Origin of the sequence: Embleya sp. NPDC056575, assembly GCF_042793325.1 — a bacterium.
Classification (GTDB): domain Bacteria; phylum Actinomycetota; class Actinomycetes; order Streptomycetales; family Streptomycetaceae; genus Embleya.
In genome coordinates this window covers 169,179-184,081 of the sequence record NZ_JBHTVA010000012.1, presented here as the reverse complement: position 1 = coordinate 184,081, position 14,903 = coordinate 169,179, and the positions used below count along the sequence as shown (strand labels likewise).

The following is a 14,903-nucleotide window of genomic DNA, read 5'->3' as shown; positions in this document are numbered from 1 at the left end:
CGCGGAAGCCGATCGGCTTCCGCGCGCGTGGCGTTTCGGCTTCATGCCCCGTGACCCCGAGTGGCGGTGGATCGTGTACCCGTTCCGCGATCCGGGCTCACGGTTTGTACGGCAGGGACGGTACGTCGAAGCAGTTCGTGGTCATGTCCGGTACCTGGGCGATCCAGCCGCCCGGGGCGCCGTCCTGCCAGCGGGCCACGTCGAAGCAGGTGCGGGTGGGCGCGGCGACCCGGTCGACCGGTTCGGCCTTGAAGTCGACCGGGATCAGCAGGCCGTGCGCGTCGTAGCCCTCGGGGCGGTTGACGAAGCCCTCGACGCAGGCCCGGGTGACCTTCGCGCCGCACGAGGCGATCGCGTCGGTGAGCCACATCGCCGAGGCCCAGCCCTCCAGTTCCCACTGGGAGAGCTTGTCCTCGCGGTCGGGGAAGTACTTCTTCATCGCGGCCCGGAACTCGGCCACCGCGGGCTGCCCGGTGTCCGTGTAGCCGCGGCTGTTGCCGGTCGCGTAGATGCTGTTGCGGCAGGTCGGGGACGCCTTGAAGTCCTCGCCGACGCGCGCGTTCCAGTTCTGTACGTTGGTCACCTTGGCGGTCACCCGCAGGTCGCTGCCGTCCATCGCCTTGCACAGTTCGACGTTGCCGCGCGTGTCCACCGCGTCGAAGACGATGTCGACGCCCTTGGCGCGCATGTCCACCACCGCGGCGGCGAAGTTCGGCAGCGCGAAGTCGACCTGCTTCTCGACGACCGTGTAGCCCTCGGCGCGCAGCCCGTCGGCGACGGTCTGCGCGTAGCGCGCGGAGTCGGCCTGGTTGTACGACACAACGGCGGCGGTGCGGGCGCCGAGCTTCTCCTTGAAGTAGCGGTAGACCTCGGTGCTCGCGTACAGCCGGCCGTCCCAACCCACCTTGCCGTCGCGTGGCGCGCGCGATCCGTAGATCGAGTACAGGTGCGGGTACGTCTCGTAGGCGGTCCCGATCGGCTGCCCGCCGACGTCGGGCACGCCCTTGTCGCTGACGTACTGGGCGGCGTTGTAGCTGTAGATGCTGTTGCCCGCGAAGGCGAACACCTTGTCGTCCTCGACCAGTCGACGGGCGCAGCGCTGGTTGGCCACGCCGTAGCCGTTGTCGTCGCAGGCGGACACCTTCACCCGGCGCCCGTTCACCCCGCCGCGGTCGTTGAGCGCCTTGAAATAGGCCTGGGCGCCGTACATCGGCCCGGAGAAGGTCTCGTTGCCGAGCACCCCCTGGACGGTGTCGATCATGCCCACGGTGATCTCGGTGGGCGTGACGCCCACGTCGGAGGCGGTGTTGGTGTTCGGCGTCGCGCCCGTGGACGCGGGCGCCGAGCCACGCTCCTCGCGGAAGTCGCGCTCCGGCAGCCGCGAACCGCATCCGGTCAGTGCGGCGACCGCGCACAACACGCCGGACAGCACGAGGGCCACCGAGGCGCACGGCATGCGCCGTCCGTGGATACGACGATGCATGCGTGCTCCTCGGTGACCCGGGGCCGGCGGGGAACCCGCCCGTGCGGAGTGGGGCGTCAGGCCGTCGGGCAACCCGGGGCGACGGTGCCCGGCTTGAGCGCGCCGACCAGCGTGCAGACGGTGCCCAGGCTGACCTTCCAGGTGCCGTCCTGCTTGACCGCCTTGCCGTTTTGGCCGGGCAGCGCCGGGGTGCCGGCGAGCAGGATGTCGAACGTGACGTCGGCGGTGTCCCCGCTGATCTTCACCGCGGTGGTCTTGGAGGTGACCGACTTGGCCAGCGGGTCGTTGGCGAGCGTCTCGACGAGCGCGCCCATCTTGTCCGCGTTCTCCAGGACCGCCTTGCGCGCGTCGAGCGGCTGGGCGTTGTCGAACAGCTTGTCCCAGTTGTCGGCGACCTTCTTCTCCTCGCCGGTCAACGTGGTCGAGCCGCTGCCGCCGGTCGCGGGGGCGCCGGTGGCGCCGCCCGAGGCGGCGGGCGAGGAGGCCGCGGTGGTTCCCGGTGCGGCGGGCGTGCTCGGCTGGCCGGCCGCCGGCGCGCTCGCCGACTGCGACGACTTGCTGTCGTTCTTGTCGTCCTTGTCGTCGCTGCTACACCCGGACATCACCAGCACGGCCACCAGCGGCAGTGCCAGCAGCGCACGGCGCGCGCCCTTGCGCCGACCCACACCGGTGCCGTTCCGCTCGGCCCGCTCGTTGATCAAGTCCACGCTCACGTGCGTTCACCACCCGTTCCGCCGGTCGCCCGGCGTCCTGTCGCTGTTGATGTAGCCAGGTAGTACCTGGGTTACCGGCAAGTCATGTTGCCATGCGCGACTCGGTATCCAATCGTGTTCCGGGCCGTATGACCAGATCCCGGCGAACTACGCTGAGGCACCGATACGCAATCGGGCGGATTCGACGGGTGGACCATATGGCAGGTTCGACGAACTCGGCAGGTTCCACGGGACAGGCGAACTCCCTTGCCGAACGACAGCGTACGGCCGCCGCGCCCCCGGCCATCGAGGGTTTGCGGCGGTTGGCGCGCACGCACGGCGGCTGGCTCGTCGGGTTGTGCGGGGCGCTGCTGTGCGCGGTGGGGTGGTACGGCGTGTCGGGTGAACGGTACGAGGCGCGCCAACTGCCCTACCTGGCGTCGGCCACCATTCCGGGCGCGGCGCTGATCGTCGCCGGCGCGGTACTCGTGGTGGGGACCCGGCGCGAGACGGCGCGGGCCCCCGCCGGGACGAGCGTCGAGAACGCGGAGTTGCGGCGGATGATGGGCCGGCTGTACGAGCTGCTGGTCGAGCCGGAGCCGAGTGAGGCGGCGGCCGGGGCGGGTGCCGGGGCGGCGTGGGTGACGGTCCCGGGCGGGGCGCGCTATCACCGGAGCGGGTGCTCGCTGGTGCGGGGCAAGAGCGGGGTGACGCCGGTGGACGCGGCGGCGGCGCGGGACCGGGATTTGCGGCCGTGCCGGGTGTGCGATCCCGGTGTGGCCGATGAGCGGCCCGGCCCCCGGGAGACCGGTGAGCGGTCGGGCGGGGTCTTCGGGGGCGATGTCGGGACCGACGGGCCGAGCGCGCCCGGCGCCGACGGCTGAGCGCCGTGCTCACCGTCGAACTGGCGCTCGCCGGCCTGGGCGTGGGCGCGATCGCGGCGCTCGCGGCGGTCGGGATGATCACCTCCTACCGGGCCACCGGCGTGTTCAACCTGTCCTTCGGCGCGCTCGCGATGATCGTGGCCTACCTCGTCTGGCAGCAGGTGCGCGTGTGGGGTTGGCCGCTGTGGGCGGCGGTGCTGCTCGACGTGGGCGTGGTGGCGCCGGCGCTCGGCCTGGTCCTGGAGCGCTTCGTCTTTCGCGGGCTGCACCGCGAGGGGGCCGGTCCGGCCCGGATGCTGGTCGCCTCGCTGGGCGTATTCGTGCTCCTGGTCGGCGTGGCCACGCTGGCCTGGGGTACGCAGGCCCGGCTCGACCCGCCCTCGATCGTGCCGACGGGCACGGTCGGCCTGCCCGGCGACACCTCGGTGGCCAAGGGGACGCTGGTCGAACTGGGCGTGGTGGCCGCGGTCGCCGTCCTGGTCGCCGTCGTCACCCGGTTCACCCGCTTCGGTGTGCGGCTGCGCGCGGTGGTGGACCGGCGGGCCCTGGCCGAGTTGTCCGGGGTGCCGGCCGACCGCGTCGCGGCGGCCGGGTGGGCCTTCGGGTCGATGCTGGCGGGGCTGACCGGCGTGTTGCTCGCGCCGCACCTACGGCTGGATCCGTACGGACTGACCCTGCTCGTCCTGGAGACCATCGGGGTCGCGGTGGTGGCCCGGCTGGCCAGTCTGCCGGTGGCGATCCTGGCCGCGCTGGCGATCGGGGTGGGGCAGAGCGAGTTGTCCCGGCTCGGACTCGACTCGTGGGGGCTGATCCAGGCGCTCCAGGCGAACCTGTTCGTGGTGGTGATGCTGGTCGCGCTCCTGGTACTGCCCCGCATGGTCGAGGTCGGCGGCCCCGACCCGCAACGCGCGGCCGGCGCCCGGATGGGGACCGGGCACGGGGAGAGCGCGCCGGTGGGCTGGTGGGTGCCGTTCGTCGCGGTCGCCGCGGCGCCGCTCGCGCTGGGCGCGGAACACCTGCGGGTCGCGCAGCAGGTGCCGGCGATGGCGATCGTGTTCGTGTCGCTGGTGATGCTCACCGGGTACGCCGGCCAGATCTCGCTCGGCCAGGCCGGCTTCGCCGGACTCGGCGCGTTGTTCGCGGCGCAGCTGACCGGCCGGGGTGTGCCGGCCCTGCTCGCGCTGTTCCTGGCCGCGCTCCTGGTGGTGCCGGTGGGCCTGCTGACCGGATGGCCGGCGATCCGGCGGCGCGGGCTGACGTTGGCGCTGACCACGTTCGCGGTGGCCGCGGTGGTCAGCCGGTTCGTCTTCGCCCAGCCGCGCTTCACCACCGACCTCGCGCTCGACCACCCGTGGCCGTTCGACGGCGAACGCTCCTTCTACGCCCTGGAGTTGGCCTGCCTCGTACTGATGCTCCTGGTGGTCCGCCGGCTGCACGTGAGCCGGCTCGGCCGGATGCTGGTCGCGGTGCGCGACCACGAGCGCGGCGCGGCGGCGACCGGCGTGGACGTCTCCTCGGCCAAGGTCTTCGTCTTCGCGGTCAGCGCCGGCGTGGCCGGGCTCGGCGGCGCGCTGCTCGGGATGGGTGGGCGGGCCTTCGACGCGGCGGCCTTCGATCCGGTGCTCGGCCTGGTCTGGTTCGCCGCGGTGGTGGTGTTCGGCGTGGACAGCGCGGCCGGCGCGGTGTTGGCCGCCGGCCTGGTGGTCGCCCTGGACGCGGCCACCACGGCGGGCATGTCCACGATCGTGATCGGCGGCTTGGCGGTGCTGCTGTCGCGGATGCCCGGCGGCGTCACGGCGACGCTCCTGCGCCTGGCCGCGGGGCCGGCGCCGGTGCCCGCTGCGCCGCCCCCGCCGGTCCGGCTCAGCCCGCTGGGCCGCACCCTGCGCGAGCGGGTGCGGTCGGGCCGGGCGGAGGTGGGCGGGTGAGCGCGCTGCGGGCCGAGGGCGTGGTCCGCCGGTTCGGCGGGCTGCGGGCCGTGGACGGGGTCGACCTGACCGTGCCGCCGGGCGTGGTGACGGCGGTGATCGGGCCGAACGGGGCGGGCAAGAGCACCCTGTTCGACTGCCTGGCGGGTGGCCGGGTCGACGCCGGGCGGGTGTACCTGGGCGCGCGCGACGTGACCCGGCTGCCCGCGCACCGGAGGGCCCGGCTCGGGCTGGCCCGGACGTTTCAGACGGTGTCGGTCTTCCCCAGCCTGACGGTGGTGGACAACCTGCGGGTGGCCGCGGAGAACCGGTCCGGATCCTCCGCCCCGGCCCGCCTGCTCGGCCTGCCGGATCCCGCCCGAGGACGGACCCGGGACGCGGTGGAGGCGGCCTTGGACCGGCTCGCGCTCACCGAACACGCCTACACCCCGGCCGGCGAACTCCCGGCCGGGATACTGCGGATGGTCGAACTGACCCGCGCGCTGGCGGCGTCCCCGTCGGTACTGCTCCTGGACGAGCCGGCCAGCGGGCTCGACGACGCGCAGACCGAGCGGCTGCGCCGCGAACTGCGCGCGCTGGCCGCCGACGGCCTGGCGATCCTGCTGGTCGAACACGACATGGATCTGGTGTTCGGGGTGGCCGACACGGTGCACGTGATGGCCGCGGGCCGGATCGTCGCGGCCGGCACCCCGGACGAGATCCGCCGCGACGCGCGGGCCCGGGAGGTGTACCTCTGATGCCGATCACCCTGTCGGTCGCCGGACTTCGGGTCCGGCACGGCCCGATCGAGGCGCTGCACGGCGTGGACCTGGACGTCCCCGCAGGCGCCCTCACCGCCCTGGTCGGCCGCAACGGCTCGGGCCGCAGCACGCTCCTCGACACGCTGGCCGGACTGGTCCGGCCCACCGCCGGCACGATCACCTGGGACGGGGTGGACGTCACCGCCTGGCCCGCCGACCGCCGCGCCCGCGCCGGCCTGACCCTGATCCCGGAGCGGGGCGGGGTGTTCGCCGGCCTGAGCGTGGCCGACAACCTGCGCCTGTTCGCCGACGGCCGCGACACGGCGCCGGCCCTGACCGCGTTCCCGGTGCTGGCCGATCGGCTGAGGCAGCGGGCCGGCACACTCTCCGGCGGCGAGCAGCAGATGCTCGCGGTGAGCCGGGCCCTGCTCACCCCCGCCAGGCTCCTGCTCCTGGACGAGCTCAGCCAGGGCCTGGCCCCCCGCGTGGCGGCCCACCTGTACGACGTGGTGGCCGGCCTGGCCACGGCCGAGCGCACGGTGATCCTGGTCGAACAACACACGGGCGAGGCCCTGCGCCGCGCCGAGGTCGTCTACGCCCTCAGTCGAGGCACCATCACCTTCGGAGGCGACCCGACCGAATACGAGTCCCACCCGGACAGCGCCCGTCGCGCGTAGGTCAACGCCCGTCGGCGCGAAACCAGGGCTCCGGCGTGTCGAGCCCGGTCCCCGGTGGGAGGCCGAGGGGTGCGGCGGGGGTGGGGCCGGGGGCACGTGTCACCGGGTAGGGCAGGGGCACCATGCCGAACGGACGGCGGTGGTGCGGATCGGGGTTGGGGGCGATCAGGGCCGAACCTCGCACGGGGGCTGCCTTTCGCTGTGCCGGCCCCGAGGTCCCACGCCCCGACGCCGCGCCCGTCGAACCACGTCGACGGACACGGCGTTCAACGACCGGGCGGGGGCGGAGTGTCGCCGGGTCACCCCGGCGGCCCCACGTGGGGGCGGATTTCGGCCACGGCCGGCGGGCTCGCGGGATGTCGGCGGCGAGTGCCGGGGTCGGGCGTGGACCACCCAGAGGAGATCGACGTGTTGCCCCCGATCGAGGAACACGGCGAGTTCACGGCCGTGGTGATCAGGACCGATTGCACCGACGACGCGGACTGGGCGGCCGTGCTCGCGGAGGTGTCGCAACCCCGGGGGCGGAACGGGGAGTTCACCATGGGCCCGCTCCTCGTCGAGGGTCCCGTCGTGCAGGCCGACCCGGGCATCGCGAACCCTGTCGTTCCGGGAGTACGCCGAACACGCCCGCTCCGGGCCCGACGGCGTCTTGCGGCCCCTACCGGACCGCCCCCGCCGCGAAGCGCGTCAGCGCGGCATCACCGCGCCCCGCAACACCACCGCGCGCGGATCGGCCAGCACGCCGACGTCGGCTCGCGGATCGGCCGAATACACCACCACGTCTGCCGACGCGCCCTCGGCGATCGCGTCCCGGCCGAGCCAGCGGCGGGCGGACCAGCACGCGGCGGACAGCGCGTCGCGGGCCGGGATGCCGGCCGCGACCAACTCCGCGACCTCGTCGGCGACCAGGCCGTGCGGCAGCGAGCCGCCCGCGTCGGTGCCCACGAAGATCGGGATGCCCGCGTCGTAGGCGGCCCGCACCGTGGCATAGCGGTTGGCGTGCAGCGCGCGCATGTGCGCGGCGTAGGTCGGGAACTTGGCGCCCGCCTGGTCGGCGATCCCGGGGAAGGTGGCGATGTTCACCAGGGTCGGCACGATCGCCACACCCCGCTCGGCGAACAGCGGGATCAGGTCCTCGGTCAATCCGGTGGCGTGTTCGATGCAGTCGATGCCCGCCTCGACCAGGTCCGGGAGCGAGTTCTCGGCGAAGCAGTGCGCGGTGACCCGGGCCCCCTCGGCGTGCGCGGCGGCGATCGCCTCCCGGAGCGCGTCCTTGGGCCACAGCGGCGACAAGTCCCCGGTGTCCCGGTCGATCCAGTCGCCGACCAGCTTGACCCAGCCGTCGCCGCGCCGCGCCTCCTGGATCACGAACGCGGTCAGGTCGCCCGGCTCGATCTCGTGCGCGTAGTTGCGGATGTAGCGCTTGGGTCGGGCCAGATGCCGCCCCGCGCGGATCAGCCGGGGCAGGTCCTCGCGGCCGTCGATCCAGCGGGTGTCGGCGGCCGAGCCCGCGTCGCGCAGCAGCAGCGCGCCCGCGTCCCGGTCGGTGATCGCCTGGCGCTCGGCGGTCGGCGCGTCGACCGCGCCGTGCGCGTCGATCCCGACGTGGCAGTGCGCGTCGACCAGGCCGGGCAGTACCCACCCTTCCAACGTGGCGTCGACGGCGAGCGACGTCGGCCGCTCGAAGGTGATCCGCCCGCCGATCACCCACATCTCGTCACGGACATCCTCGGGGCCGACCAGAACGCGGCCCTTCACGTGCAGCACGGTCATGCCGAGACCCTACGACCTGACCACCCCCGGCCCCACCGCCGCGAACCCACCGCCGCCGAGGTCGGGGCGGGCTTCACCCTCGCTTCACCAGTCCCCGCCGGACCCCCGCGGCCACGGCTGCCGTTCGGGAGTCGACCTCCAGCTTTGCGTAGATGTGCACCAGGTGGGATTTGACCGTCGCCTGGCTCAGGAACAGCGCCTTGCTGATCGCCAGGTTCGACAACCCCTCCGCGACCAGCCCCAGCACCTCGATCTCCCTCGGGCTCAACACCGGTTGCGGCCGGCGCAGTCGGCTCAGCAGTCGGCCCGCGATCCGGGGCGCGAGCGCCGACTCGCCGGCGGCGGCCGTTCGTACCGCCGCCGCCAACTCCTCCGGCGGGGCGTCCTTGAGCAGGTAGCCCAGCGCGCCCGATTCGACCGCGGCCAAGATGTCCGCGTCGGTGTCGTAGGTGGTCAGCACCAGGACGTGCGGGGCGCGGGGCAGTGCCGTGATGGCCGCCGTGGCCGCGTTGCCGTGCATGGCGTTCGGGCCGAAGCGCAGGTCCATCAGCACCACGTCGGGCGCGAGGGAGCCGGCCAGCTCGACCGCGCGCTCCGCGGTGTCCGCCTCGCCCACCACCTCGAAGTCCGGCTCGGCCGCCAGCACGGCGCGCAGACCGGCGCGCACGACGGGATGGTCGTCGGCCAGCAACAACCGGATCACCGCGCGGCCCTGTCCGCGGGGGCCGGCAAGGTCTCCGGCCGCTGCCTGGCGGGCGCCGGGACGCTCCCGGGCCCGTCCGTCCCAGGCACCGCGAGGACCCCGCTCCCCTCCCGCGCAGGTGCCGAAAGGGCCTCGGTCCCCTCCCCCGCGGGCACCGGCCCCGTCCTCTCCCCCGCAGGCACCAAAAACGTCACCGCGATCGCCGCCCCCTGGCCCGGACCCGACTCCACCGTCAGCGCTCCGCCCAGTTCGGCCGCCCGAGTCCGCATCGCCGCCAGCCCGAATCCGGTGCCGGCGGTCCCGCCCCGCTCCGCCCCGACCGGGCGCGCGGCCGGGTCGAACCCGCGTCCGTCGTCCACCACGTCGAGCGTCACCGACGCCTCCATGTGGCTGAGCGTCACCTCGGCCCGGGACGCGCCCGCGTGCCGCACCGTGTTCCCGAGCGCCGACTGGGCGATCCGCAGCAGCGCCACCTCGACGGCCCTCGGCAGCCCGGCCGCCTCCCCCGTGCGATGGAAGCGCACGTCCAGGTCCGCCTCGGCGGCCGTCCGCGCGCACAGCCGCTCCAGCGCCGCCGGCAGCGAGGAGTCGTCCAACTCGGGCGGCGCCAGTGCCCGGACGAACCGCCGCGCCTCCGCCAGGCTGTCGGTCGCGGTGACCCGCGCCAGCCGTACGTGCCGATCGGCCGCCGTCGGATCCGCCGGCAGCGCCCGCTCGGCCGCGCGCAGCAACAGCTGGATACTGCTGAAGCCCTGCGCGAGCGTGTCGTGGATCTCCCGGGCCAGCCGCTCCCGCTCCGCCAGCACCCCCGCGTGCCGCTCCGCCGCCGCGAGCGAGGCCCGGGCCGCGACCACGTCCTCCACGAGGCGGCGCCGCGCCTCGCTCTCCCGGTGCAGCGCCTGGTAGCCCAGCACGGTGGCCACCGCGACCGCCGCGCCCAGCAGCGGACCGAGCACCATGCCCAGCGACACCGCGCCGCGATGGGCCGCGTAGCCCCCGACGGCGATCACCGCGAGCCCGCCCACCACGGGCAGCGCGACCCGTACCGGCAGCAGGTGCGGAACCAGGAAGAACAGTGGGAAGGCGAACCAGATCGCCTCCGCCGTGAGCGCGTACAACCCGCACCAGGACAACGTCAGCGCGATCAGCCACCACACCGAGGCCCGCCGCGACGGCCCCACCGAGGGGGTCAGGTTGCCCACCGCGTACACCGCGGCCGTGACCGCGGCGGCGACCGGGATCAGCGCGGTCCGCACCGCGGAGGCGTCGGTGCCGACGAGGGCGCGCAACGCGGCCACCGCGAGCAGCAGCGCGACCAGCGCGTGCATACAGGCGCGGAGCGTGCGGGGCACGGGGACGGGGGTCGGGATACCGGCGTACATATCGGGTCAAGGTTAACCGGGGCGGGTGGAGCGGCCATCGATCAAAAGGTTGACCGGGGCCGGTCAACCCGATCGATGACGCGGACGCGGCCGGCGGCCAGGCTTGGGGTGTGTTCGTAGCGTTGCGGGACCTCGTGTTCGCCCGGGGGCGGTTCGCCCTGATGATCGTCACCGTGGTGCTGGTCACCGCGCTGGTCGGGCTGGTGTCCGGGCTGACCGTGGGGCTGGGGCGGGCCAATACGTCGGCGATCGACGCGCTGCCGGCCGATCGGCTCGCGTTCGCCGCGCCCGCCCCGGGACAGGGGGTCTCGTTCGCCGACTCGACCGTGGAGCAGGCGCAGTGGCAGCGCTGGGCCGAGCGGCCCGGGGTGCGCTCGGCCGCGCCGCTCGGCATCGCGATGACCCGGCTCGGGGTCGGTACGCGGACCACCGCCGCGGCGGCGTTCGGCGTGGAGCCGGGCGGGCCGATGGCCCCCGCCGGGCTGGCCCCCGGGACGGTGGTGTTGTCCCGGGACCTGGCCGACGAGCTGCGCGTACGGGTCGGCGACCGGCTGACCGTGGGCGCGGACACCGTGCTGACCGTCGCCGCCGTGGTGTCGGGATCCTCGTACAGCCACGCGCCGGTCGCCTGGACCACCCTCGCCGACTGGCAACCGCTGCGCCCGGGACCGCGGAGCGGCGGCCCGCACGCGACGGTGATCGTGCTCGACCTGGCCGGCGGGCACACCGGGGCGGCGGACCGGGCGATCGGCACGCGCAGCACCTCGATCGGCGACGCGCGGAAGGCGATCGGGTCGTACACCGCCGAGAACGGCTCGCTGCAACTGATGCGCGGGTTCCTGTTCGCCATCTCGGCGCTCGTGGTGGGCGCGTTCTTCACCGTCTGGACCATCCAGCGCGCGGGCGACGTGGCGGTGCTCAAGGCGCTCGGCGCGCCCACCGGCTACCTGCTGCGCGACGCGCTCGGCCAGGCGTTCCTGGTGCTGCTCGCGGGCACCACCGTCGGCATCGGCGTCGCCGCGCTGTTCGGCGCGGTCGCCCCGGCGGGGGTGCCCTACGTGGTGGACGCCTCGACCACGGTCCTGCCGGGGGCGGTGTTGATCCTGCTCGGCATGGTCGGCGCGGGGCTCGCCGTCCGTCGGGTGACCTCGGTCGACCCGCACACCGCGCTCGGCGGGACCCGGTGAGGTGTACGGCGATGAACCACCCGCCGATGAACGCCCGGCGATGAACCGCACGGCCATGGCCCCGCAGCCCGATTCCCCCACGCCCGAGAGGCCCGCCATGCACCCGTCCCCCGGCCTGGAACTCGCCGATGTGACGCTCACCTATCCCGACGGCGACGGTCGGCTGACCGCGCTGGACCGGGTCTCGCTGGCTGTGCCGCCCGGGACGCTGACCGCCGTGGTCGGGCCGTCGGGGTCCGGCAAGTCGAGCCTGCTCGCCGTCGCCGCGACGCTGACCACGCCGGACACGGGCCGCGTGTCGATCGCCGGCCTGGACGCGGTCGCCCTGCGGCCGGCCGGGCGGGCCCGGTTGCGCCGCAGCACCATCGGGATCGTGTTCCAACAGCCGAACCTGCTCGCCTCGTTGACGTGTGTCGAGCAGCTTCAGGTGATGGCGCACCTGGCCGGCGGCAGTGCGCGCAAGGCCCGCGCCCGGGCGCTGGAACTGCTCGACCGGGTCGGCCTCGCGGACCGGGCGGAGCATCGCCCGCACCGGCTCTCCGGCGGCCAGCGGCAGCGGGTGAACATCGCCCGGGCGCTGATGCACGAGCCGAGCGTGCTCCTGGTCGACGAACCCACCGGGGCGCTGGACCACGAACGCGGCGCGGCGATCGTGGCGTTGCTCGCCGACCTGACCCGTACGAGCGGCGCGGCCACGGTCCTGGTCACCCACGACCGCAGCCACCTGCCCCACGCGGACCGGGCGGTGGAACTGATCGACGGCCGGCTGCGCACGCTCGCGACGGCATAGCGCGCGCCGTCCGCTACTCCCCCGCGTCCGGCCGCCACGCGCTCGACCCCGATCCCGACGCCGACCCACCCGGCCCGGCGTCCGGCCGCCACGCGCTCGACCCGGACCGGCTCGGCTCGGCGTCCCCCGCCCGCCACGCGCTCGATCCGCCGGTGGTGCCCGGCAGGCTCGGCGAACCCGGCCCGTCCGAACCGCCGGGAATCACCGGCCAGTTCGGGTCGACGACCGCGCCGCCGCCGTCCGGGTTGCGCCGGTCGAAGTAGCTCTGCAGCGAGGCCGCCTGCTCCGCGTACCACTGCACCTGCTTCTCGTGCAGCGTGCGCAGCGAGTCGGCGGCCAACTCCGGGAAACGCGCGCCCAGATCCTGCGCGAGCAACAGGCACGCCAGCGCGTCGCCGTCGGCGGTGTGCGCGTCGGTGAGCACCACCTCGTAGAACGCGCTGGTGGCCGCAAGGGTGCGCTTGCCCTTGCGGTAGCGGTCGAGCTGCTTGTCGATCACCAGCGGGTCGATGATCGGTGCGGTGTACGGGAGTTGCGGCAGATTGTGGCGGTGCAGCTCGGCCTGCAGGATGGTCAGGTCGAACGGCGCGTTGTAGATCGCGATCGGGGTGTCGGCGGCCAGGTATTCGGCCATCGCCTCGCCGATCTCGGCCAGGCACAGGGCGGGTTGCCGCCCGTCGGCCCGGGCGCGCGCGGTGTCGATCCCGTGGATCGCGGTCGCCTCGGCGGGAATCTCCCGCTCCCCCGGGTCGATCAACCACGACCGCCTGGTGCCGGTCGAGTCCACCAGGGCGGCGGTGACGATGAAATCGGTCAGCGGGTCGACGCCGGAAGTCTCCACGTCGAACGCGGCCATCGGCCCCCGGTGCCAGCCGTCGTGATTGCCGCGCGGCGGCGCGGCGGGCTTCGGCTCGCCGCAATCGGCGCAGTACGTAACCCACTTGCCGTCCCGGCGGACCAACAGCCCGTCGCCGGCCTTGACATAGGTCGTGCACGTGGCACAGGTCGCGCCGAACTTGTTCGTTGCCATGGGGGTGCCCTTTTCCGATCGCGGATCAGATTCACGTCGTCACTGCCGGAAACGCTAGTGCCCGGGTACGACGCGATCCGCACGAGCCGTCGCCGGCCGGCGCGACAACGGCCGTGCGGCGGTGGTCCTGCCGGCGCGAGGACGACGGTCATCGCGACGGCGACCAGGGCGGGCAACGCCCCGTCCACGAACGGCCCGAGGCCGATCAGCGCGAGCAACGCCGAGAGCGGCGACGTCTACGCGGTGATCCGGCCTCGGCGATACATGCAGATCATCCTATTCCGCCCGACCGCCCCACACGCGGCCGCGAGCCGGCGAATTCCGCCCGCTCCGACGGCGAGCGGGTGTGCCAGGATGACCCCCGTGCGCGTGCTGCTAGGGGACGGCTTCGGGGTGACGTCACGTCAGATCGCGATGGCGGTCGGGCGATCGGGGCACGAGCCGGCGGTGTTGGCGCCGCCCGGTCGGCCGATCCCGGGTCGCCCCCGGTCGGTGACCAGGGTGTACGAGGTGCCCGCCTTCGGCACGGATCCGTGGGCCTGGCTGGCCCGCGCGGAAGCGGTGCTCGGGGCCGAGCCGTACGACGTGCTGCTGCCCACCGACGAGCACGTCGCGGTGCTGGCCCGGGCCCCGGAGCGAATCACCGCGCACGGAGTGGCCCTGGCCGTACCGTCGTTCGCCGCGCTGCGCCGCGTCGCGGACCGCGCCTCGGCGGCGAGCACGCTGACCGAGATCGGCATGCCGCAGCCGGCCGGGACGGTGGTGGTGCACACCGCCGAGGAACTGCGTCAGGTCGCCGACCCGCCGCTCTACGTCAAGACCCTGCTCGGCTCGCATCGGGTCGAGCGGCGCGAACAACTCCTGCGCCTGGCCGACGAGTTGGACCGCGCCGGAGCGTTCGTGGACGGCGCCGGGGTGCTGGTGCAGGAGCCCGCGGCGGGTCCGGTCCTGTCCGCCCAGGCGGTGTTCGAGCACGGCCGACTGGTCGCGGTGCACGCGTACGAGCTGCTGCACGGCCCGGCGGTGCGGCGCAGCGTGGTCGCGCCCGAGATCCGCGAACAGGTCGCCATGCTCGGCGGCCACCTCGGCTGGCACGGCGCCCTGTCCCTGGACGCCGTGCGCACCACGTCGGGCCCGGCCTGGCTGAACGTCCGCCCCCATCTGGCCGAACCCGGCAACGCCGCCGCGAGCGGCACGGACCTGGTCGCCGCGCTGATCGCGGTCTCCCGGGGCGAGACGCCACCATCGATGCCATGGGGCCGCCCCGACGTCCGCACCCGCCAGGCCCACGCGGGCGTATGGACCGCCGCCCGAGCCGGCCGCCGCCGCGCCGCACGGGAGATGCTCCGCATCGCACTGGGCCTGGGGCCCTACCGCGACACCGCGGAGGAATCCCTGAGCCTGCGCCGGGAACCCCGGCGAATCCCCGGCGCCCTGTGGTCCGCCACCACCGCCCTCACGTTCCCCACACACACCCTCACCCGAATCACCCACCAGGAATCCCACGCCACCCTGACCCCCACCACCTGGCGCCGAATCCTCGCCGGCCCACCCCCGACCATCCCCCACCCGGGGTAGCCACCCCCAAACGCCGAACCTCACCAACGCGGGACGCCGGGGTCCGCTCCCGATGC

General features: G+C 74.2%; 13 protein-coding genes. 7 read left to right on the top strand and 6 right to left on the bottom strand.

The features are described from left to right. Positions 1-97 precede the first annotated feature (97 nt). Positions 98-1,483, bottom strand: coding sequence for an ABC transporter substrate-binding protein (locus ACFRCG_RS12430; RefSeq protein ID WP_380030776.1), 1,386 nt, complete (start codon positions 1,481-1,483; stop codon positions 98-100). A gap of 56 nt (positions 1,484-1,539) precedes the next feature. Further along, a complete protein-coding gene (locus ACFRCG_RS12425; RefSeq protein ID WP_380030775.1) occupies positions 1,540-2,196 on the bottom strand; it encodes a hypothetical protein in 657 nt (218 codons plus the stop codon). Positions 2,197-2,393: 197 nt separating this feature from the next. Here ACFRCG_RS12425 and ACFRCG_RS12420 point away from each other — a divergent pair, with 197 nt between their 5' ends. Genes ACFRCG_RS12420 through ACFRCG_RS12405 form a run of 4 tightly spaced genes read left to right on the top strand, consistent with a single transcriptional unit; the run spans position 2,394 to position 6,404 of the window. Beyond that, entirely contained in the window at positions 2,394-3,059 is a 666-nt protein-coding gene (locus ACFRCG_RS12420) for a hypothetical protein (RefSeq protein ID WP_380030774.1), read from the top strand. A gap of 5 nt (positions 3,060-3,064) precedes the next feature. Beyond that, entirely contained in the window at positions 3,065-4,987 is a 1,923-nt protein-coding gene (locus ACFRCG_RS12415; protein ID WP_380030773.1) for an ABC transporter permease, read from the top strand. After that, complete coding sequence (locus ACFRCG_RS12410; RefSeq protein WP_380030772.1) at positions 4,984-5,724, top strand: ABC transporter ATP-binding protein; 741 nt, start codon at positions 4,984-4,986, stop codon at positions 5,722-5,724. The genes ACFRCG_RS12415 and ACFRCG_RS12410 overlap by 4 nt, the downstream gene beginning before the upstream one ends. Beyond that, positions 5,724-6,404 carry an ABC transporter ATP-binding protein gene (locus ACFRCG_RS12405; RefSeq protein WP_380030771.1) on the top strand — a complete coding sequence of 227 codons (681 nt, stop codon included), beginning with the start codon at positions 5,724-5,726 and terminating at the stop codon, positions 6,402-6,404. Before ACFRCG_RS12410 ends, ACFRCG_RS12405 begins: the two co-directional genes overlap by 1 nt. A 687-nt stretch (positions 6,405-7,091) precedes the next feature. On the opposite strand, the gene ACFRCG_RS12400 is transcribed toward ACFRCG_RS12405, so the two are convergent. The 3 genes from ACFRCG_RS12400 to ACFRCG_RS12390 form a co-directional block, all read right to left on the bottom strand. Then, on the bottom strand, positions 7,092-8,177 hold the full coding sequence (locus ACFRCG_RS12400; protein ID WP_380030770.1) for an amidohydrolase family protein: 1,086 nt from the start codon (positions 8,175-8,177) through the stop codon (positions 7,092-7,094). A gap of 73 nt (positions 8,178-8,250) precedes the next feature. After that, positions 8,251-8,880 carry a response regulator gene (locus tag ACFRCG_RS12395; protein ID WP_380030768.1) on the bottom strand — a complete coding sequence of 210 codons (630 nt, stop codon included), beginning with the start codon at positions 8,878-8,880 and terminating at the stop codon, positions 8,251-8,253. Continuing rightward, positions 8,877-10,208 carry a sensor histidine kinase gene (locus ACFRCG_RS12390; protein WP_380030781.1) on the bottom strand — a complete coding sequence of 444 codons (1,332 nt, stop codon included), beginning with the start codon at positions 10,206-10,208 and terminating at the stop codon, positions 8,877-8,879. The genes ACFRCG_RS12395 and ACFRCG_RS12390 overlap by 4 nt, the downstream gene beginning before the upstream one ends. A 164-nt stretch (positions 10,209-10,372) precedes the next feature. Between ACFRCG_RS12390 and ACFRCG_RS12385 the strand changes: the two genes are divergently transcribed. Further along, on the top strand, positions 10,373-11,449 hold the full coding sequence (locus ACFRCG_RS12385; protein WP_380030766.1) for an ABC transporter permease: 1,077 nt from the start codon (positions 10,373-10,375) through the stop codon (positions 11,447-11,449). A 97-nt stretch (positions 11,450-11,546) separates the two neighbouring features. Then, complete coding sequence (locus ACFRCG_RS12380; protein ID WP_380030764.1) at positions 11,547-12,239, top strand: ABC transporter ATP-binding protein; 693 nt, start codon at positions 11,547-11,549, stop codon at positions 12,237-12,239. A gap of 13 nt (positions 12,240-12,252) precedes the next feature. Here ACFRCG_RS12380 and ACFRCG_RS12375 read toward each other — a convergent pair whose 3' ends face one another. Next, positions 12,253-13,269 carry an exonuclease domain-containing protein gene (locus tag ACFRCG_RS12375; RefSeq protein WP_380030763.1) on the bottom strand — a complete coding sequence of 339 codons (1,017 nt, stop codon included), beginning with the start codon at positions 13,267-13,269 and terminating at the stop codon, positions 12,253-12,255. A gap of 363 nt (positions 13,270-13,632) precedes the next feature. On the opposite strand from ACFRCG_RS12375, the gene ACFRCG_RS12370 reads away from it, so the two are divergent. Next, on the top strand, positions 13,633-14,847 hold the full coding sequence (locus ACFRCG_RS12370) for a hypothetical protein (RefSeq protein ID WP_380030762.1): 1,215 nt from the start codon (positions 13,633-13,635) through the stop codon (positions 14,845-14,847). Positions 14,848-14,903: the final 56 nt, after the last annotated feature.